This is a genomic window from Formosa agariphila KMM 3901, assembly GCF_000723205.1.
GTDB classification, from domain to species: domain Bacteria; phylum Bacteroidota; class Bacteroidia; order Flavobacteriales; family Flavobacteriaceae; genus Formosa; species Formosa agariphila.
Genome location: NZ_HG315671.1, coordinates 1365628 through 1384584 on the forward strand (window position 1 = coordinate 1365628; position 18957 = coordinate 1384584).

General features: G+C 33.8%; 11 protein-coding genes. 3 read left to right on the forward strand and 8 right to left on the reverse strand.

What is annotated here, in order from left to right; genetic code table 11:
- The first annotated feature begins 53 nt into the window (after positions 1-53).
- On the forward strand, positions 54-527 hold the full coding sequence (locus BN863_RS05760) for a DUF6495 family protein (RefSeq protein WP_038528430.1): 474 nt from the start codon (positions 54-56) through the stop codon (positions 525-527).
- A gap of 7 nt (positions 528-534) precedes the next feature.
- On the opposite strand, the gene BN863_RS05765 is transcribed toward BN863_RS05760, so the two are convergent.
- Entirely contained in the window at positions 535-1773 is a 1239-nt protein-coding gene (locus BN863_RS05765) for an ABC transporter permease (protein ID WP_038528433.1), read from the reverse strand.
- 129 nt (positions 1774-1902) lie between these two features.
- Between BN863_RS05765 and hisS the strand changes: the two genes are divergently transcribed.
- Entirely contained in the window at positions 1903-3273 is a 1371-nt protein-coding gene (hisS, locus tag BN863_RS05770) for a histidine--tRNA ligase (RefSeq protein ID WP_038528436.1), read from the forward strand.
- Positions 3274-3356: 83 nt separating this feature from the next.
- On the opposite strand, the gene BN863_RS05775 is transcribed toward hisS, so the two are convergent.
- The 4 genes from BN863_RS05775 to BN863_RS05790 form a co-directional block, all read right to left on the reverse strand.
- Complete coding sequence (locus tag BN863_RS05775; protein ID WP_038528439.1) at positions 3357-11618, reverse strand: Ig-like domain-containing protein; 8262 nt, start codon at positions 11616-11618, stop codon at positions 3357-3359.
- 1002 nt (positions 11619-12620) lie between these two features.
- Entirely contained in the window at positions 12621-13208 is a 588-nt protein-coding gene (locus BN863_RS05780) for a YceI family protein (protein ID WP_038528442.1), read from the reverse strand.
- A gap of 331 nt (positions 13209-13539) precedes the next feature.
- Complete coding sequence (locus BN863_RS05785) at positions 13540-14820, reverse strand: hypothetical protein (protein WP_038528444.1); 1281 nt, start codon at positions 14818-14820, stop codon at positions 13540-13542.
- 26 nt (positions 14821-14846) lie between these two features.
- A complete protein-coding gene (locus tag BN863_RS05790) occupies positions 14847-15437 on the reverse strand; it encodes a YceI family protein (protein WP_038528446.1) in 591 nt (196 codons plus the stop codon).
- 553 nt (positions 15438-15990) lie between these two features.
- On the opposite strand from BN863_RS05790, the gene BN863_RS05795 reads away from it, so the two are divergent.
- Positions 15991-16506 carry a hypothetical protein gene (locus BN863_RS05795; protein WP_038528448.1) on the forward strand — a complete coding sequence of 172 codons (516 nt, stop codon included), beginning with the start codon at positions 15991-15993 and terminating at the stop codon, positions 16504-16506.
- 79 nt (positions 16507-16585) lie between these two features.
- On the opposite strand, the gene murA is transcribed toward BN863_RS05795, so the two are convergent.
- The 3 genes from murA to BN863_RS05810 all read right to left on the reverse strand — a co-directional run bounded on the left by murA (position 16586) and on the right by BN863_RS05810 (position 18928).
- Complete coding sequence (gene murA, locus BN863_RS05800) at positions 16586-17902, reverse strand: UDP-N-acetylglucosamine 1-carboxyvinyltransferase (protein ID WP_038528450.1); 1317 nt, start codon at positions 17900-17902, stop codon at positions 16586-16588.
- Positions 17903-17907: 5 nt separating this feature from the next.
- Complete coding sequence (locus tag BN863_RS05805; protein WP_038528452.1) at positions 17908-18570, reverse strand: DUF4290 domain-containing protein; 663 nt, start codon at positions 18568-18570, stop codon at positions 17908-17910.
- Between the two features lie 64 nt (positions 18571-18634).
- Positions 18635-18928 carry a DUF493 family protein gene (locus tag BN863_RS05810; RefSeq protein ID WP_038528454.1) on the reverse strand — a complete coding sequence of 98 codons (294 nt, stop codon included), beginning with the start codon at positions 18926-18928 and terminating at the stop codon, positions 18635-18637.
- Positions 18929-18957: the final 29 nt, after the last annotated feature.

Sequence of the window (18957 nt, forward strand, 5' to 3'; positions counted from 1 at the left end):
AAAACCGTTTAGACTTGTTCTAGACGGTTTTTTTAATTCAAAATATATTCAAAATGAAATACACACGTCTTACAAAAGAGCAATTTGAGGAATTACATAAAGAATTTATTAATTTTTTAGCTACACAATCTATTGATGCAAGCGAGTGGAAAACAATTAAAGAAACTAAACCAGAAGTAGCCGAACAAGAATTAGATGTGTTTAGTGACCTAGTATGGGAAGGTGTTTTAAGTAAAGTAAAATACCTAGAACATATTAACGGACAACACATGCATTTGTTTTCGCTTGGTGAAACCAATATGCATCTGGTAGCTATTAAGTTAACTAACGATAAAGACTTAGCTACTAAAGAAGGTTTCGAGTGGTTACGTAATAATTTAATGCATGATAATGTAGAGTTTCTTCAGGCTAATAAAACCTATTCTGAAGATAAACACTTAGATATCTTTAAATTAATTCAACAAGGAGCGAACATTACAAAAGGTGAGTTATATACGTTCTTTAATAATTTGGTTAATAACGATTAGTAGTTGTTTACTCGTAACGTAAAGATTCTATAGGGTCTAATTTTGAAGCTTTTGATGCTGGGTAAGAGCCTGAAACAATGGCCACTAAAAATGTGATAACGCTTGCCCATATCATGGCTGACCATGGCATACTAAACTGAAAATCGAATGCCGCTGAAACGCCTACACCAAGTAAGACACCTATTATCATTCCAAGAATTCCACCTAACTGCCCGATAATAATAGTTTCTATAAAAAACTGAAACGCTATGGTTCCTTGTTTGGCACCAAGTGCTTTACGTACACCAATTTCTCGTGTACGTTCGCTAACAGAGACCAACATAATATTCATTAAAGCTATAGATGAGCCTAGAATGGTAATAATGCTTATAATCCACGCAGCCGTAGATAACACTCCTGTAATTGCTCCAATTCGATTAATAAGATCATCGCTACGTTCTAAACCAAAATTGTTTTCTTCAACAGGATTTAATCCACGTATATTTCTAAAAGATACTATAGCGTCGTCTTGAGCTTGTTCTAACAATTCCTTTTTTTCAACCATAACACTCAGGGCATAGTTTATATTGGCATTGGTAAAAATGGAACGTGCTTTTTGAAGCGGCATAATTACTCTTAAATCTTGATTATTTCCAAAAGTGGATCCTTTAGATTCTAACGCTCCAATAACTTTAAATTTAAAGCCTCTAACAGATATGGTTTGATCAATTGGATTTTCGTCTTTAAAAATAGCTTTTACTAAATCACTTCCTATTATACATACGTTAGAATTGTTATCGACTTCTAAAGCATTAAATTCTCGTCCTTCGCTAACTTTTAGTCCAGAGTTTTGAATAAAATTTTCGTTTGCACCAATAACAGTAACTTCAGGGTCTGTTTTTTCATTTTCAAATTTTACTTCTGCCATAGAGGTTCCCGTAAAAGAAACAGAGGTTTTAGTAAACGGATAATTGTATTGATCTTGGAAATCGCGAATATTTTGATAACTTATAATTGGATTTATTTTTTGACGTTCGCCAGCTTGTCTACGCGCCGTAAACTCATAACGTTGAATATTAAAGGTGTTAGCACCCATTGAAGAAAAGTCGCTAGAAATGGTGTTTTCTAAAGCAGAAACGGCGCTTAAAATTCCAACTAAGGCTGTAATTCCAATTGCAATAATTAGTATAGTTAAAATGGTACGCAGCAGCTGCCCTTTAATAGAATCGAATGCAATTCTGATATTTTCTAAAACAAGTGAAAACATGAATATGGTGTTATAGGTTGGGTGTTTTAATATAAGACTATTAAATCGGAATAAAGTTACTATAAAATTGAATTATCTTATTAAGTCACATCAAAAATTTAGATATTTGTGCTCAAATTAAAAATATCAATGGCACAGAAACCAAGCATTCCAAAAGGAACACGCGATTTTAATCCGGAACAAGTTGCAAAACGTCAATATATATTTAAAACCATTCAAAATGTATTTGAAACGTATGGTTTTCAACCTATAGAAACGCCGAGTTTTGAAAATTCGGAAACATTAATGGGGAAATACGGAGATGAAGGTGATCGATTAATTTTTAAAATTTTGAATTCTGGTGATTATCTTAACAAAGTTGATGATGCGTTGTATGCCGAAAAGAATTCTACTAAAATAACGTCTAGTATTTCTGAAAAAGCATTGCGTTACGATTTAACTGTGCCGTTTGCGAGATATGTAGTACAACACCAAAACGAAATCGAATTTCCGTTTAAGCGTTACCAAATGCAACCCGTTTGGAGAGCAGATCGTCCGCAAAAGGGACGTTTTAGAGAGTTTAACCAGTGCGATGCAGATGTTGTAGGTTCTAAATCCCTTTGGCAAGAGGTGGAGTTTGTGCAATTGTACGATGCGGTGTTTACCGCATTAAATTTAGACGGTGTAACCATTAAGATTAATAATCGTAAAATATTAGCCGGAATAGCAGAAGTTATTGGAGCTCAAGATAAGCTTATCGATTTTACGGTGGCTCTAGATAAATTAGACAAAATAGGAGAGGAGAAAGTAAAAGAAGAAATGCTTGGGAAGGGTATTCTGCAAACGGGTATTGATAAATTACAGCCACTTTTTACATTGTCTGGATCTTTTGAAGCGCAAATTAATAGTTTAAAAGATATTTTAAGTACGTCTGAAGAAGGATTAAAGGGTGTTGAAGAATTGGAATTCATAAATACAGGAATTGATACACTCGGATTAAAAACAGCAACTTTACAATTAGATGTGACTTTAGCTCGTGGATTAAATTACTATACCGGAGCAATTTTTGAAGTATCTGCACCAGAATCTGTGCAAATGGGATCAATAGGTGGCGGTGGTCGATACGACGATTTAACTGGAATATTTGGTCTTAAAGATGTAAGTGGTGTAGGTATCAGTTTTGGTTTAGATCGTATCTATTTAGTGTTAGAAGAATTACAATTGTTTCCAGAAACTGTGAATAAGAGTGTAAAAGTGCTTTTTATTAACTTTGGAGATACTGAAGCGTTATATAGTTTACAAGCAATTCAGAAATTAAGAGCTTCTGGTATTAATGCTGAATTATACCCAGATGCAGCTAAAATGAAAAAACAGATGAATCATGCCAATAAACGCACTATTCCTTTTGTGGTTTTAGTAGGTGAATCAGAAATGGCTTCTAGCGTATATACTTTAAAGAACATGATTAGCGGTGAACAATCTAAAGTAAATTTAGATGAACTTATAAGTCTAGTAAAATAACTTAGACAGATAAAAAACCTTATTATATTAAAACAAAAAGTCCCGATTAATTCGGGACTTTTTTATTGAAAAATGTTTATATGTTAATATTTAATACTGACTTTTTTGATTTTACTTCCATTTTGTGTTTCTACTTTGATAATGTAGTTTCCTTCAGAAATGTTTCTAACAGGTATTTTACAATCGTTAGATAGTGGTGCATTAGTGGTATTCCACATCTTAACAGTCTGACCTAAAACATTTATTAAATACACTTGTTTAATAGTTGTATAAGCAGGTGTCTTAATGCTGATCTCATCTGTTTGGTTCAAGTAACTAATCTCAATACTATCTAATTCTTTTTCGATAATATCTAATTTGTTTTCATCATTAAATGCTACAAAATAACGGTCTAAATACTCGCCTTTCGATAATTGAGCAGAGAACTTACTGTCATTAATTTTTGTGTAAGTATCGGTGAAACTATCATAGATAAATACATCTATAGCATTGTCGAAGTTTTCTAAACCTTTTAAACTGATTTCAACATTACCATCTTTACCAATAAACATGGCTAAAGGATATTGTTTGGTTTCATCAAATTCACCAACACCTTGTATAACATATGTTTTCTCATTAATTAAGAATAACATATCGCTAGAAAGTTCTTCAAAGTTAGTGGCATCATAACCAAAATCAACATCGTCTGTCGCAGCATTATCAGGTGTAAATCCTAATAATAATTGTCTAATTGCATTATCTGGATTTTTAAATGCTAAGCGTACACGTTGAACATCGTTCGTGCTTTCTTCTATTGTTCCATTAGCTCTTAAAAATGCAGAGTCTCCACTTGCTTCTGTTTTAAAAATACGCTGACTATTATTAAATTCTATTTGTCCAGTTTGTCCAGCAGTAATAAAGAATCCTTGTGCTACAGGAATGTAACGTTTTGGAATATAATTAGTAGCATCTCCAGTTCCGCTAATGTCTGCTGGGGCAACAGCTGCAGTTCCTCCAGTTAAGTTTAGTGATGCATAACCTCCTAAATATTCTTTAGTAACATGAGAATTATTAGTTGTAGATTGTCTCCAAAAACGTATTTCACCGTTGTTTCCACCATCATCAAGCATATTTCGGTTATCGTTTATAAACGTATTAGCATCTATAGCAGATGGATAAGGATTACCTACAAGTGCATCATTTCCACTAGAAACATTTACTTTGTAGTCACCGTTATTTGGTTGGCCAATAAAGGTGTAATCGGCCTTAGTAGCTCCTTTCATAATATAGCCTAAACCAACGTTAATAATGTAATCTTCATCTATACGATGCCAGTTAAAAGTATCTGTGTTATAATTTTCAAATAAGTATAACCAACGTGTACTTATAGAAGGTGGATTTCCTGCTGCACCATTATGGTTAGCGGTCCAGCCTACCGGAGTAGTACCCACGTGAAGAACTTCGCTAAGTTTATAAGTTCTGTTATTTTCTGTACCAGCCGTACTTACAGGCGACGCCCAATAGTTATAATTATACACATTAGTGGTTCCTTCTTGGTCGCGTAGCAAGCCACCTGTTCCATTATAATCTACTATGCTTCCTTTTGGTTGTAATAATTGAGCTTCGTTTTCCAATTTTAATGTGCCATCCAATTTAAGATATTTAGTAACATTTAAAGGCATGTTGTCTGATACGGTTAGCGTATTGTCCTCTACGATTAAACCTAATACGGTAGTCGATTTGTCTATTGAAACATTGTTTTTAATTTTAACAATATTCCATGTTATATCATTAGAGTTAGGTAATAGGTTAACATCTGCATTGTTCCAAGCAGCGGCTGTATTCCAATCACTGTTTCCACCACTTACATAAGGAAGCGGAGCTGTTTCCTGTTGCATTGTAGTCATGTTTCTTAAAACACCCGTTGCAGTTCCTTTAGTAGAGGTAAGGATTCCATCTATAATCTTAGATCCCATTTGGTAATACCCAACAAGGTTAGTGTTCCAATTTAAACCTCCATTAATATCTAAAGGAATAACAGAACCTCTAACCGTGCCTCCATTATTTTCAATTTCTTGGTTCATCATTTCTCGAATTTGGTCAGCTGATAAAGCCGTATTCCAAATACGTAATTCATCTAACCAACCATTAAAATAATTAGAAGGTAATACAGAATCCTGAATAGCTCCTAAAAGGGCTAAACTCGTATTAGATTGTGGTCCATCTCCCGTTTTAGAAGCTTTTAGAATACCATCAATATAAAGTTTATAACCAGATCCATTGTAGGTTACAGCAATATGATACCAACGGCTTGTTGATAATCCCGTTGCAGAGATATTATTGTTATTCCCCCAATTGAAGGCTATACTAGTACCGTTATTTATTGTTAGGTCGTAACCTGATGTTGAATTGGTAATACTACGTTTAGAGAACAACGTTTGTGAGCCATTTGTACTATTTGGTTTTACCCAAATTTCTATACTAAATGGACCATTTAAATTATAGGTATTTCCAAAGTTTACACTGGTGTTTGTTCCATTAAAGTCGAAATTATTTCCTGAACAAGCCGGGATATTTACAGCAACTTCTGCACTGCTTTCTCCACAATCTTCACCATTAGATACTGTCCAGGTTAAGGTGTAATCTGTACCACTTTCTCCTGTGAAAGTTGCATTAGGATCTGTAATATCTGAGAATACACCACCTAAAGGTATGGCTGTCCATTCTCCAGAAATGTTTGTGTTGGCTTCTAATGTAACTGTTGTAACGTCACAAGGGGTGTTTTCATCTATAGTAGTAATTAAATTAGCTTCTGCTTCTATAAATGGTAAAACAGTAATTTCTATATGTTTTTCTAAACCTGTAAGATTATCACATGTAGTAGATATTGGTGTAAATGTGTAAACGACTGTAATCGGTCTATCTGATGTGTTCGTTAATTCATTAATTAATTCAAATACATCATTTTCTGAAATCTCACCCGAAGTACTACTCTCAATACCTTCAATAAGACCATTATCAGCACTATTTTTGGTTTCCCATTCCCAACTAAATTCCATTGGATTGTCGGTGATATTTCCATCTACAATTATTTCTGCGGTAGAACCACTACAAATTTCAGTTTCTGCTGCAGTTACGGATTCTATTTTTGGGGTTGGATAAATCATTAAAGGAAGTTCAATGAGGTCTGAGTTACACGTAGTATAATTTGAAAATATTGGTGTTATATAGAATATAGTACTTACAGTGCTATTTCCGTCATTTTTTAAAGTTGCATTGATTGTGGCAGATGTCTCTCTTCCTAAAAGACTTGTATTTACTCTTTTACCATTGTCAGTTCCTGTTGCAGGAGTGAAATAAGATGCATTAGAAGACCATGAGTAATCAACGTCCGAAAGCCATGTGTGACCAATAGTAACTTTAGGATTAATTTCATCTCCAGGGCAATAAGGAATTGTAGTACTTGGTTTATTAGTAACTTCAGGACTATCAAATACACCTCCTAATCCTGAATAATTGATTATAATTATATTACTAATTTTAATTGTTGAACTACAAGCATTGTCATATACACGTAATCTATAATATCTTTCTTGTCTAGGAGGAGCATATGTTGTTCCTGTTCCTACAGTTGTAAAACCACTATCCTGATTCTGACTTACTTGCCATTCGTAACTGTAGTTTCCTGAACCACCAGAAATTGCAGTTTCTAAATAAAGCGGAGTAGGATCTTCTCCGTAACATACATCTTGACTGTTTCCAATTACAGGATTAGTCAAAGGTGCATAAACATCAACTGTTGCAGTAGTAGTTGTGCTACAACCTTGTCGTGTAGCTGTTATGGTAAATGTTACAGTTTGGGTTTCAGTAGTGGTGTTTGTTAATGTTCCTGAAGCTGTTGGTCCTGTACCAGAAGAGTTACTTGATGTTACTCCAGCAGGCAGGTTTGTAATTTCCCAAGAATAGTTTGTGTTATTGGTATTATAGGTGTTACTAAAAGCCATAGAGAAAGTTCCCCCATCACAAATGGCTTGTGTGCTTGGTGATACTTCTACTATAGGTGTAGGTGTAACTCTAACGCGTATATCTTCTATAACATTACTTTCGCAACCGTTTGCTACAGCCCAAACTTTAAAGGTTAACACTCTATTTCTAAAATCTGTACTTTCAAATTGTCCTGAAATAGAAGCTCCATTACCGCTTTCTAAGCCTGTAACGGTAGAAAAATTATCTGTACGCTCCCAATAATATTCAACATTTTCTAGGTTATTATCGTTTAAAATTTCTATTGGAGTCATTTTTGTACCACTACAAACCGTTTGATTTAGGTTGGGTCTAAGATCTGGGTTTATTGAAATTACTAATTCTGGGTTTACTGTAATTGTAGCTGTAGTTAGTTCGCTGTCGCAACCGTTAGCGGAAGCTATTATTGTAAAAGTAGTAGTTTGTGGAGAATTAGTTGTATTCACTAAAGTTCCAGAGATTGTAGGATCTATAGCATTTGGAGCACTAGTACCGCTTTCTAAGCCTGTTATGCCCGTAGTATTATTACGTGTCCAACTGTAACTCACTCCAGCGATGCCATTCGGGTTGCTAATAACAATAGGCGTGATGGCTTCTCCAAAACAAATCTCTTGAAGGGTATTGGTTGCAGCAACAGTGGGCGCAGGGTTAACAATAACATCCACAGTAAATGACTCTGATAAACAACCATATTCTGAATTTGCTCGAACGGTAAATGTTGTTGTTTGCGGAGAATTGGTTGAGTTTGTTAAAGCTACATTTATAGTATTACTGTCTCCAGTTGCAGGTCCAGTAACATCAGACGTGTTATTTCTAGTCCATACATATGTAAGCGGTTTGTCTACACCTTGATCGTCTGATATTGTAATGTCTGTAGTTTCTCCCGAACATATTTCAGGAGTAAAAGTGGCACTTAGTTCTGGTTTCGGATTAACAGTCACCGTAGCTGTAGTTTCACTTGTACATCCATTAGCAGTTGCAGTAATGGTGAACGTTGTTATCTGTGGTGTTCCAGTCGTATTTTTTAATGTTCCAGAAATAGGAGAACCACTGCCACTAGTAGCTATTCCAGTAAGATTTGATGTGTTAGTACGAGTCCAAGCATATGAAATTCCAGTTACACTATTTTCATTCAAAATAGTTATAGGCGCAATAGAACCATCGCTACAAATCGTCTGACTTGGTTGATTTACAGAAATTATAGGGAGAGGATTTACTGTAATAGTTTGAGAAATTGCTCCTGTAGTATTACATAGCCCTTCATGTCTCACGTAATAAGTTGTTGATTCTGTAGGAGCAATATTAATAGTTGTACCAGATCCCACGTTAGTGTTAAAGCTTGTATCTGTATACCATTCTATAGATGCTTCAGTACCTAGAGAACCTCCTGTTACTGTAAGAGTAGAAGATGTTGTCCCCTCGCAGAAAGTATCACCATTACTAGACGAAATTGTTGTTGGTTGTGTAGATTCTTTATTTACAGTTATTACTTGAGAAATTACCGATGTATCATTACATGTACCTTCATATCTTACATAATATGTTGTAGTTTCAGAAGGCGTGACAGTAATAGTTTCACCTGAACCAGCAGAATTAGTTAGAGCTGCATCTGTATACCATTCTAAAGTAGCTCCAGTACCCTGCGAACCTCCTGTAATACCAAGTGTTGTTTGTGTTCCTTCGCAGAAAGTATCACCACTTGTAGACGTTATAGTTGTTGGTTGGGTCGATTCTTCATTTACAGTTATAATTTGAGAAATTACCGATGTATCATTACATGTACCTTCATATCTTACATAATATGTTGTAGTTTCGGAAAGCGTGACTGTAATAGTTTCACCTGAACCAGCAGAATTAGTTAGAGCTGCATCTGTATACCATTCTAAAGAAGCTCCAGTACCCTGCGAACCTCCTGTAATACCAAGTGTTGTTTGTGTTCCTTCGCAGAAAGTATCACCACTTGTAGACGTTATAGTTGTTGGTTGGGTAGATTCTTCATTTACAGTTATAATTTGAGAAATTACCGATGTATTATTACACGTACCTTCATATCTTACATAATATGTTGTAGTTGCGGAAGGCGTAACAGTAATAGTTTCACCTGAACCAGCAGAATTAGTTAGAGCCGTATCTGTATACCATTCTAAAGAAGCTCCTGTGCCTTGCGAACCTCCTGTAATACCAAGCGTTGTAGGAATACCTTCGCAAATGGTGTTGCTGTTAGAAGATGTTATTGTTGTTGGAGCAGTTGATTTTTCATTAACGTTAACCAATAATTCTGAAGCCAAAACACTTTCTCCACAATTGTTTACACCAACTACAGAAATAGTAAAATCGTTAAGAGCTGCATTGGCTATGTCTAGGGCAATAGCATTGGTATTGCTTGTTCCATTAAAACTTGCAGAGCTATTAGAAATTGTCCAGTTATAAGATGTTGTATTTGGTAAACTAGGAATTGTGTATTCGACCATAGTCTCTCCAGGACATAACAGTGTTGGTCCTGTAATAGGTTCTGGGTTATCTGGAACTGTATTAAATGACAGTGGTAGGGTAGTCGTATCTCCAGTACCACATCCATTTTCTGCAGCAACAGTTATAGCGCCGTTAATAGCAGTGTTAAAATCTACAGTTATAGTATTTGTTCCATCTCCAGAGGTTATTATAGCATCAGTTGGTAGCGTCCAATTGTACGACGTAGCGCCAGGAATTGCTGTTACGGTATAAGTTTTAGTACCTCCATAACAAATATTAGAAACTGGATTAACGAAACTAGGAGCGCTTGGTACGTCTTCAACAGTAATTGCAAGACTAGACTGGTTCGTGTTACCACCACAGTCACCAACACCATTAGCAACCACAGTTACATTTCCAGAGCTAGCATTTACATAATCTACCGTGATACTATTTGTGGTAGTTATAAGCGACCCTGTTGTGGGCGAACCACCAGAAGGAAGTGTCCATGTATAATTTTCGGCATTAGTAACTGCTGGAACGGTGTAAGTTATATTGCTAGAATTTTTGCAAACATCTTGCTGTCCGGAGATAGCGCCTATTGAATTACCTACAGGATTTGCATATTCTAATGTTACAGATATACAATCGCTTGGGGCGCACGCTCCTACATATTTTACAAAATAAGTAGTGGTTTCGTCAAGTTTAGTTATACCTAAATTTAGGCCGCTATGAATTACTGGTCCATCACAACTTCCTTTCGACCATTTTACATCCTGAGTATCATTACTAGCCAGTGTACCACCACTTACAGTTAGGGTAATATTTTCATTTGCACAATTGGGACGAGCTACAGATATTTGAGTAGGTGCAACATTTAATCCATTTACAACTAAACTGTTATTAGATGTAGTAGTACCCTCAGGCGTAGTTATTTGAATGTTGCCGTTTCCTACAGAACCACTACTTATAGTGGCTGTAATTTGAGTATTAGAGTTTATAGAGAAGCTACTAGCGTTTGCATTTCCAATGCGCACTTGAGATGCATTGTTTAAATTTGTTCCTGTTATTATAACTTGTTCGCCCACGCATACAGTTAAAGGGCTTATATTAGTAATTGTAGGGGTAAGGTTTAGAGTATAGGTGAATTTTACTCGGCCATTTGCACCAGCACCACCATTTCTGAAGTTACTGTTACCGTTGCCCGTACCATTGCCGCCGCCTCCGCCGCCTCCAGGACTACTACCTGACTGACCATCTGCATTACTACTACCAGCACCACCCGTGTTAGAAGCTCTTGCAGCATTACCTCCATTACCACCAGTTTGTCCAGAACCACCTTGTCCTTGCTGTCCGTTCTCACTGTTGTTACCAGTAGCACTTCCTCCAGTTCCTGCTTGTCCGTTACTGTTACCACTTCCTGCTTTTCCTCCGTTTCCACCACCGGCACTTAAAGTCGTACCATTTGGAGGCGTAAGGGTTGTGTCCCCACCATTATTGCCATCACCAGTATTGTTGGCGATAGTACCTCCAATACCAACTGTAAAGCTAAATGTTTGTCCTGGGGTAACATTATTATAGGTTTGAGAGATATATGCGCCACCACCACCACCTCCGCCAGAGACGTTATCTTTCCTTGAACCTCCACCTGCGCCTCCTGCTCCCCATATTTCTACTTTAACACTTGTAGCACCGTTTGGTACAGACCATGCTTCAGATCCTGTGGTGTCGAAGGTATCGTAAACTTCTTGAGCATAGAGGTATTGAATACTAGATAGAACTAAAACTCCTAATAATAAGACTTGTTTACAAGTTTTATGAAAAGATTGGTAATTTAATTTTATATAGAAAGCTTTATTTAAAATAGAAAATATTGAAGTAGAGTTATGCATAGGTGGTAGTGTAATTAGTTGGTTGAGAGGGTTATAATGTGGTTGTAACTTAAGTTATGGATTTACCATATATACTTAATTAAGGTCTTTATGAAAGTATGTTTGGTTTGTTTCTACAAGTGTTAATTATGAAACGGTATACACCATAATTTTCAAAAATGGTTAGTGTTTTTCTTATTATTATAAGTCTATAATACTTATGTACAGAAAAACTTGTATTAAGCTTTACACTTAGATAAAGCTTAAAAATATAAGAACGTAAAATAAGTATCATAAAATGTAAATTTCTATGAGTTAGTGGTCAATTTTAAATGGTCATATTTTTAATTGGCACATTTAAAAGCTGTTAGTTATGTAAAAATAATAATTTTATCGATAAGTTTCAAATATTATCGATGAATTGTATTTTTATAGTTAAATTTTACTTAAAATGTTATAGGTTAATTGGTTTTTTAAGGAACTGTTTAATTCTTAGCACGTTTAAAAAATTAAATAATTTAGTTGATGTGAATAATAAAGAAGCTAAACACATCGTATAAAAATACACATAAACAGACTCTCAATCTTGAATATATAATTTAATGAATCATTGGTTTTTTACAAAAATGAAATGCCTGTTTGTGAAACTATTAGCTTTTTTTTGTAGACAAACTTACTTGAATATCAGAAATTTAATATTTAAAATAATAAAATTGATATTGATTAAGTTTGCAAGAGTTGTAGTAATAATAAGGGGTTTAAGTTAATTTCATGATATATAGTGAGCTTTTAAACTTTTATTTATAAAAAATATTACCCAATTACGGGTTTCAGTAAAATATAAATATTTACTCACAGTATCTTTGCTTTAGCTATTAGTTGAAGTAGTATTAACTACTTAATTAAGAAGAGGTCGTTTGGGAGGGCGGCCTCTTTACTTTTAAAAAAGTAATTTTATTGTCTTTAGTGAATTATATAAAACATCCTGTAAAAGGAATATATCAATTTATTTTAGAATTGTATTTATAACACATCTAGATCTAAATTAAAGTTCACAGTTACCACATCTTCAATTTTTATTAAACCAAGAACTTTTTTCGGATTTTCTAATCCAAAATCTCTAATATTTAATCGAATACGTCCATTAATTTTAAGAGAATGATCCCGACTAATTTTAATAGGGATTTGATAGGGTTTTGTAACACCAGCGATTACAAAATCTACATGGGCTACTGTTTTTTGTGGTTGTGTTTCAGATCGAGTGATTTCTTTTAAGTGAATAGCAATTTGAGGGTAATCTTCTGTTTTTAGAAGTCCGTTGAAATCTTTATTAATTATTTTTCTTCCGCAATCGAACTCTTTATTATCTAGAACTAAAATAGCATTTTCAAAAACAGCATGCTTATTTGTGCCTTTATAAGATATTGAAATTTTATCTTTTAATGTTACGGTATTAAATTCGCATGCAAAATTTGTAATATTTGTTACGCCATGAATGGTAAGTTTACTACTAGGTTTTATAATAATTTCTGTATGGCTTTTAGGTGGGCGATCTTTAAACGATACCGCTAGAAGAATAAATATAACGAGGGCTAGCTTTTTTATTATCATAAATTAATGGTGTTACATTTTTATTTTGAGTTGTCTTAAAAGGTATTGAAAATTCGTTTTATTAAAATTACGCGTTTTAAAACAATATTAGCGCTTGCTTTGGTAAGTCACAGAATATCTAAATTTAATAAATGTGTTATACATGTACTGTTGTGTGAGTCATATTTATTGATAAATAAAAAAAATCCTTACCGCTGGTGTCGGTAAGGATTTTAATAGTTTGTTTATTTTTTTGTAAAGTTTATGTATGTATGCTTTAAGATTTATAAGTAAATAACTTGTAAATGACACCCTTAAAACGTTGTATAGCCTTTACTATTTAGTTTTAATTTTAGAAACTAATTACAGCTTCAAACATTACACCATCAAATTGTGCATCTTCGTAAAGTCCTGTAAAGTCATCGTAAGATTGCGTTACATATTCTAGTTTAGCTAAGATGTTTTTAGTCATAAACCAACCTGCACTAGCTTGAAATCTTGAGATAGAAGTATCATCTGTTCCGTCGTATTCAGCGTTAACTACGTTATAGCGTCCACCTACATAGAAGTTTTCATTCTGACCAAATCTGTAGATCAATTCTCCTGCATATTGTTGTGTTTTACCATCTAAAGCCACACTAGTTTCTGTAGAATTTGTAGAACCTGAATTGAATTCTAATGTTCCAAAGAATTCTAAGCCTCTATATTTTACAAAAGGATTAAACATAAATGCAGTTATACTGTTTTTAAAACTTGGAGCAAAACGTCCAGATCTAAAGTTGTCTGATGTTGCAGATTCAGCTTCTAAAACATTGTAGTAACGAGATCCTGCTCGATCTGCATTATATAAGTATAAATTTGGTACAAAACCTGTATTGTATAAAGATCCTGTTAAACGTACTCTAAGGTCGTCGTTAAGTTGTTTGTCGTATCCTAATTTAGCTAAAAAAGATGCACCACCAGATTTTCCATTATCGTTTTCTACTACAGACTGGTTTAATTTTCCGTTAGTGAATCCTACCATTGCAATAAACCCTGAACGTTGGTAGTATACTTCCGCTCCAATTTCTGTTGTGAATGAATCCATGATTAAGTTTCCTACAAATGGGTTGTAAATAGCTTGTGCGTTATCTGTTCTTCTAAAGTGAGCGTCACCATAGTTATTTTCCATTTGTCCAATTCTAATAGTCGTGTATTTCATTACATCGTCTAAAAACCCTTCTTTAATAAAGTCTAAACCATCAACTTGAAAGAAACCTCCTTTTACATAAGGTTCGTGGTGGTGACGAGAAGATAAATAGGTTCTTAAGTGCATTCTTACCCCAGGAGCTAATGCAACATCTAAATCTAAGTTTGCAGTAGGTAAATTAAAGTTTGGTGTAATTCCAGCTAAAGGGACAACACCTGAGTTGCTATGATCTAAACCTTGAAATTGTAATGCGAATGCACCTCCAATTTTTACACGAAGATTTTCAAATGAAGAAATGGTATCCTTAGGATCTTCGAATACATTAATTCCGCGTTGATCTGGTTGTCTATAATTGTCAATTTGCCTGTTGTTTTGCGCGTAAATACTTGTACTTGCAGTGAATACTATAAGGGCAACTACTAAAATGTGTATATATTTTTTCATAATTCTTCTTTTTATGTATTTAGAAACTATTGTAATACTGTATTGAATTCAATTTTTAATTCGTCACCAGTTGTTATGGTACCAAACATAGCCGTTGGAGGATCAATTTTAAATTGTGTCATTTTAAAAGTGTAAGACCCTGTTAATTTTGCTGAATTATCGGTAAGTGTTAATGTGAAGTCTAATTGTATTGGGTTTGTGGTTCCCGCAATGCTTAAGTCTCCCGTCGATTTTACCTTGTAAACACCACTACCATTTGGAGTAATAGAATTTACTTTAGTTAATTTAAAATCGATGCTATTAAACTTTTTAGTATTTAAAGCTTTATAGGTGTTTTTGTCCATTCCAGACTTTCCACTTTTTAAGCTTTCTGCAATAACTTTAATGTCTAATGCACTTATAGAAAGAGTTTCGTTTGCGTTCTCTAAGACTATAGAGCCACTTTGTTGTTCTGCTGTAACTTCCCAATCATGGATGCTTGATGTTCCAAGTACACTTAATTTAGAGCTATCGTTATTTAGCGAATACGTTTGTGCAAACGCTGTTAACGAACCTAAAAATGTGACTAGAATAATTAATGATTGAGAAATTTTTAAGGGATGATTTTCAGTTTTCATAATTTAAAAATTTGATTATTAATTAAGTCGATATGTAGATATTTTTTTATGTTTTCATATAGAAATTCGTTTTGTTTTTATAAATTAATTTTAACATTTCTAAGGATATTTTGTTTTAAAATTTTAACATAAAAAGATGTTAATTCTTGATTAATTAAAACCTGTAAAACTTCAATATCCAATTACTCATAAATTACTTAGGAGTAATTATTTTAATTATACTGCGAATTTCGGATTAAAGGATTGAATAAAACATGATATAAATCATGTTTGCCGTTAAAACTGAAAATCTTTTAAAACAAATAGTTTTTTTAACATTTATGAGTGTTTAAACTTTTTAAATGTTAAAATTTTGAAACAGCACAGCGATGCATGAATAGCTATAATTAGAAAGTGAAAAGTAGAGGTGTAATAAATCATAATGTAAGTGGCAAATGGTATTATGCTTTATAAATTACTTAGTTTTAAAAAGTTTTTAAATTTAATATCTTGATAATGTCCGTTAGATATTTAATAGGTATCTTCAATGTTATTAATCAAATAAAAAAGACCAATGAGTAAATTAGATCAGTATACTGACGAAGAATGGAATAAAATATCAGCATTACCACAATTAGTAGGTGGAATAATTGCTGGTGCAGATAGTAGCGGATTAGTAGGGTCGACTAAAGAAATGTTCGAAACTGCTAAAAGCTATATTGGCGGTCGTGAGCAATTTCCTAACAATACATTAATTCAAGCTATTGTACCTAATACGACAGATCCTAAAGCTGCTATAGACGATGTTAAAGGACAACGTAAGCGTATTTTAGATCATATTAAAGGGTATGGTGTAAAATCTAAAGAAGAGTTGGCTGTTAAAGTCTTAGCAGATTGTAGTGCTACAATGCATCTTTTAAAAGAAAAAGAAAGCGAAGAAACTGTTACCGAATATAAAACCTGGTTATTAAACATTGCAGAAAATGTTGCCAATGCAGGAACAGAAGGGGATTTCTTAGGATTTGGAGGTGTACAATTTAGCGATAAAGAAAAAGCTGTATTTAATACACTTAAAGAAACTTTAGGTTAATTTCTTTAGACTTTTATAAAAAGTAAAAGCGGATTAAAATTCAATTTTAATCCGCTTTTTTATGTGTAATTTTATAAGTTTAGTTAGAAGGTAAACGCGTAATTTTTGCACCTATAGCGCGTAATCTTTCGTCTATGTTTTCGTAACCACGATCTATTTGTTCTATATTATGTATGGTAGACGTACCTTTTGCAGATAAGGCTGCAATTAATAACGAAACACCAGCTCTAATATCTGGCGAAGTCATGGTTGTAGCTTTTAAGCTCGATTTAAAATCGTGACCAATAACTGTTGCACGATGCGGATCGCAAAGAATAATTTTTGCACCCATATCGATTAATTTATCGACGAAGAATAAACGGCTTTCAAACATTTTCTGATGTATAAGTACACTTCCTCGTGCTTGTGTTGCCACAACTAAAACGATACTTAATAAATCTGGAGTAAATCCAGGCCATGGCGCATCTGAAATAGTTAAAATAGAACCATCAATAAAACTCTGAATTTCGTAACCATCTGTATGTGCTGGAATATGAATATTGTCACCTTGTTGCTCAACAGTAATTCCTAATTTTCTAAATACATTTGGTATTTGACCTAAGTCGTTCCAACTCACATTTTTTATGGTTAGTTCACTTTTTGTCATAGCGGCTAAACCAATCCAACTTCCTATTTCAATCATATCAGGAAGCATACGGTGTTCTGTTCCGCCTAATTCATCTACACCATCTATAATTAACATGTTAGAACCTACGCCGCTAATTTTAGCGCCCATACGGTTTAACATCTTACAAAGTTGTTGTAAATAAGGTTCGCAAGCTGCATTATATATAGTAGTTCGTCCTTCAGCTAAAACGGCTGCCATTACAATATTTGCTGTTCCAGTTACCGAAGCTTCATCAAGAAGCATATAAGTACCTTTTAATTTTTTTGCTTCAACCCCGTAAAAGTGATCTTCTTTATTGTATCTAAAGTCGGCTCCTAAATTAATAAAGCCTTCAAAATGCGTATCTAATCTACGACGACCAATTTTATCGCCTCCAGGTTTAGGAATATATCCTTTTCCAAAACGAGCCAAAAGTGGACCTACAATCATGATAGAGCCACGCAAACCTTTTCCGTCTTCTTTAAAAGCTTCAGATTCTAAGTATTTTAAATTTACGTCGTCTGCTTTAAACGTATACGAGCCTTTACTTATTTTGTTCACTTTTACGCCTAGGTTGCGTAAAAGGTCTATCAGTTTATTAACATCAACAATATCTGGAATATTATTAATGGTAATTTCTTCTGCAGTTAAAAGCACTGCGCATAAAATTTGTAATGCTTCGTTTTTTGCGCCTTGTGGTTGGATACTGCCTTTTAATTGGTGTTGTCCTTCTATACTAAATGTTGCCATAGCTATTAGTAGCGTTTTCTATTATTACGGTTAGAATTTGTGTTTGTATTCTTTTTGTAAGTCTTTTTTGTATTCGAAGACGTGCTATATTTCTTTTTATTTCGCAATAAACTTGTTGCGTCAGAAAGGTCTTCGTCTGTATTTTTTAAATTGATTTTACCATCAGACAATTCATATAAATGATTAAAAATCACGTTATCGTCTACAGTATCTTTATTCCAATTTAAAAAACATTTTTTCATGTGGTTTGCAATGGTGTAAATCAAGGCCTCTTTAAGTTCGCCTTCTTCCCAGGTATTTGCAACATCTATCATGGTTTTTATATTGTTTCCGTAAAAACGATATTTAGGAAAATTTTGAGGATAAGCTAAAGAATCAGGTTTGCGTTCTAATATTTCCTTATCTGGATTTCCGTAAGGAGAATCTACATCTAATTCAAAATTAGCAATTATAAAAAGTTGATCCCAAAGTTTATGCTGAAAATCAGGGACGTCTCTAAGATGCGGTTGTAAATTACCCATAACGGCAATAATAGCATTCGCTTCTTTATTTCTGTCGTCTCTGTTTTCTATAGTTTTGGCATGATTTACCATTTTTTGAAGATGTCTTCCATATTCAGGAATAATCAAATGTTCACGCTCGGTGTTGTATTCTATGTTATCTATCAAAATGTAAGTGTAGTATTAAAATGTGCACGAAGTAATTTATGCCTTCGCAAAATACAAAAAATAATTAAAGACTGATAACACCTTCTACATTTTCTGTAACTTCTTTATATTTTTCGATAACAGTTTCAGGATCCTTCAATTTAACGCTAATAGATATACTTGTGTATTTACCATTTTTAGAAGGTTGTGTTTTAATTACAGCCCCAAGATTATTAAATATCCCTTCAATTTCTGCTATTTTCTTAGGGTCAGATTTTACTATAAATTTGTATAAATATTCAGCAGGCCATACTGTAGTATCGTATAATTGCGTTTTTAATTTATCGTAAAATTCGTTTGGATTTTGTGTTTCGCTCATATTTATTTTTTAAGTTGCTAAGATAGTAT